Origin of the sequence: uncultured Sphingomonas sp., from assembly GCF_964250165.1 — a bacterium.
In the GTDB taxonomy this organism is placed as follows: domain Bacteria; phylum Pseudomonadota; class Alphaproteobacteria; order Sphingomonadales; family Sphingomonadaceae; genus Sphingomonas.
Map to the genome: position 1 here is coordinate 1 of NZ_CAXUEK010000137.1, position 3,395 is coordinate 3,395.

Annotated in this window: 2 protein-coding genes and 1 pseudogene; 2 read left to right on the plus strand and 1 reads right to left on the minus strand. The window is 65.3% G+C overall.

Features of this window, described 5'->3' with window-relative positions:
* Both ACFE64_RS15410 and ACFE64_RS15415 read left to right on the plus strand, forming a co-directional pair.
* Nucleotides 1-1,609 (plus strand): DEAD/DEAH box helicase (locus ACFE64_RS15410; RefSeq protein ID WP_375393335.1); only part of this gene is annotated, 1,609 nt, incomplete at its 5' end.
* 1 nt (nucleotide 1,610) lies between these two features.
* Complete coding sequence (locus ACFE64_RS15415) at nucleotides 1,611-2,813, plus strand: GIY-YIG nuclease family protein (protein WP_375393336.1); 1,203 nt, start codon at nucleotides 1,611-1,613, stop codon at nucleotides 2,811-2,813.
* A gap of 129 nt (nucleotides 2,814-2,942) precedes the next feature.
* On the opposite strand, the pseudogene ACFE64_RS15420 reads toward ACFE64_RS15415, so the two are convergent.
* Nucleotides 2,943-3,395, minus strand: a pseudogene (locus ACFE64_RS15420) (RNA 3'-terminal phosphate cyclase); the annotation flags it as partial.

The window sequence follows — 3,395 nt, forward strand, 5'->3', positions numbered from 1 at the left end:
GGCTTTCGACGGTCGGCTGATCGCGGTGGACGAGTTCCACCACGTCTCGGCCAACCCCGACAACCGGCTCGGCGCGCAGCTGGGCCAGCTGATCGCGCGCGACAAGGTGCATCTGGTCGCGATGACCGGCAGCTATTTCCGCGGCGATTCCGTCGCGGTGCTGACGCCCGAGGACGAGGCGCGGTTCGTCACGGTCAGCTATACCTATTACGAGCAGCTCAACGGCTATCAGTGGCTCAAGACGCTGGATATCGCGTACAGCTTCTACACCGGCCGCTATGTCGACAAGATCAACACGCTGCTCGATCCGGCGGTGAAGACGATCGTCCACATCCCCTCGGTCAACAGCCGGGAGAGCACCAAGGACAAGCACCGCGAGGTCGAGGAGATCATGGATCACCTCGGCAAGTGGAAGGGCACCGACCAGGCGACCGGTTTCCACCTGATCGAGACGGCCGACGGACGCACGATCAAGGTCGCCGATCTGGTCGATGACGATCCCGTCCGGCGAGACCGCGTTGCGGCGGCGCTGAAAAGCCCAGCGGCGCGAACCGATCGCGACCATGTCGATATTATCATCGCACTGGGCATGGCGAAGGAAGGCTTCGACTGGATCTGGTGCGAACATGCGCTGACCGTCGGCTATCGCTCCAGCCTGACCGAGATCATCCAGATCATCGGTCGCGCCACCCGCGACGCGCCCGGCAAGACGGTCGCCCGCTTCACCAACCTGATCGCCGAACCGGCTGCCGCCGATGACGTGGTGGCCGAGGCGGTGAACGATACGCTCAAGGCGATCGCCGCCAGCCTGTTGATGGAGCAGGTGCTGGCGCCGCGCTTCGAGTTCACGCCCAAGGACGCCGGGCCGAAGGATGGCTATGATTATGGCCCCGACGGCTATGTCGAGGGCCGTACCAACGTCGGCTTCAACGAGGAACGCGGCCAGTTCCATTTCGAGCTGAAGGATCTGGTGCAGCCGACCACGCCCGAGGCGCGCCGGGTGTGCGAGCAGGACATCAACGAGGTCATCACCAGCTTCATCCAGGACAAACAGGCGATCGAGCGGGGCATGTTCGACCCCGAGGTCGTGCCCGAGGAACTGACCCAGGTCCGCATGGGCAAGATCGTGCGCGATCGCTATCCCGAGATGAGCGAGACCGATCAGGAGGCGATCCGCCAGCACGCCATCGCCGCGCTCAACATCACCCAGCAGGCCGCGAAGATCGTGACCGAGACGGCAACCGAGGATGCCAGCGGCGAGCTGCAGGCCAACACCACCTTCGTCGACGGCGTGCGCAAGTTCATGAACGTGCGCGAGCTGGACATCGACCTGATCGACCGGATCAACCCGTTCGATGCCGCCTATGCGATTCTCGCCAAGGCGATGAACGAGTGCACGCTGCGCCAGGTGCAGGCGGCGATTTCCGCCCGCAAGGCCACACTGACCGAGGACGAGGCCCGCGCCTTCGCCGTGCGCGCAGTACAGTGGAAGCGCGAGCGCGGCCGCGCGCCCGAGGCGACGTCGCAGGATCCGTGGGAGCGCCAGCTGGCGGAAGGCGTCGCCGCCTTCGCCCGCTTCCGCCAGAAGGCAGCTGCCGCCAATGGCTGACATGACCGACGACGATATCCTCGCCGAACTGGGCGTCGATCTGACGTCCAAGAAGGTGCGCGCCCGCACCCCGCGCGAGGAACGGATCATCGCCGGCTTCGAGGATATCGTGAAGTTCCGCGACGAGCATGGCCGTGCCCCGCAGCACGGTGAGGACCGCGATATCTTCGAACGGCTCTACGCCGTCCGCCTCGACCAATTGCGCGCGCAGGCTGATTGCCGCGCCCTGCTAGCGGACATGGACGTGCATGGCATGCTCGACGGTGTGACAGACGAGGCGCCGATCGATGACCTCGACGACAATGCACTGTTGGCCGAACTGGGCATCGAGGCCCCAGCACCCGACGACATCACCCAGTTGCGCAACGTCCGCTCGAACGCCGAACGATCCGCCGCCGACGAGATCGCCGCCGCAACCCGCTGCGAGGATTTCGCCATCTTCAAGCCGCGCTTCGAACAGGTCCAGGCCGACCTCGACGCCGGCACCCGGACGACACGCCCCTTCGTTCGCGACCTCGGCATGTCGAAGGCCGACATCAAACAGGGCGAGTTCTTCATCGTCGGCGGGCAGATCGCGTACGTGGCGAGCGTGGGCGATCCGATCGCGGCACCCAATGGCGAGGTCGATGCCCGCCTGCGCGTCGTCCATTCGAACGGCACGGAAAGTAACCTGCTGCTCCGCTCGCTCCAGCGCGCCCTGTACAAGGACGAGGGCGGCCGCCGCGTCAGCGAACCGACCGCCGGCCCCCTATTCGGCGACCGCGGCGGTGCCGATGACGAACCCGACCGCTTGCCGACCGGCACGCTCTACGTCCTGCGCAGCCGATCAATGCATCCGACCATCGCGGCCCATCGCGAGCTGATCCACAAGATCGGCATCACCGGCGGTAAGGTGGAAACCCGGATCGCCGGAGCCGCCGATGACGCAACCTACCTCCTCGCCGACGTCGATGTAATCGCGACCTACACGTTGCACGACGTGCATCCCTCGCGGCTGGAAGCCCTCATCCACCGCGTCCTTAATCGCGTCCGCTACGACGTCGAAATCCCCGACCGCTTCGGCAAGCCCGTCCGCCCCCGCGAATGGTTTCTCGTTCCGCTGGCGATCATCGACGAGATCGTCGACCGGATCGGCGACGTGACGCTGGCAGGCATGATCTACGATCCGAAAACGGCAAGGCTGGTGCCGGAAGCCTCGATCTGAGCATTACCGGACGACCGTCACCCATCTCGCCCGATATGACACCGTCAGATGCAGAGTCCGTGGAATTAACGACTTATCTACCCAACGGCCGTTCGCCAGTGCCGCTCGTTCAATTGAGCATTGAGTCGTTCATCGCACCTCCACGAGGTGAGTGCCGGTGGGCTGTTGAGTGAAGACACAACGCCGATCCAGGAACCGCGCGATCACCGCCGCGGCGGTCAAGCTATGCTGGCTCGGCTTTACGGTTGTGAAGCTGCCACCGCCGGCGATGGCGAAGGGGAGAAGCAGCTGATCCGCAAGGTACGGCCCAGCGAACGCATCGGAGGCGAGATAGCCCGCCATGCGCCCTGCGGCGGTCTGCGCGACACGTTTCGCCGATACGCCGAGCTTGCCGAAGCCGCTGACCACCTCCGTCACCTGCTCGAACGCCGCTTCCAGCAGCAAGATGTTCCCCGGTCCCTGGCTCTCGGGTAGCTCGCGGACGGCGAAAGCGTCTTCCGGCCAGTCGGCAAGCAGCTTCTTTGCGGTCGCGATCTCGCGGTCGGCGACGCCGGGCGGGATGGCCGCGAACATCGCCAGCGC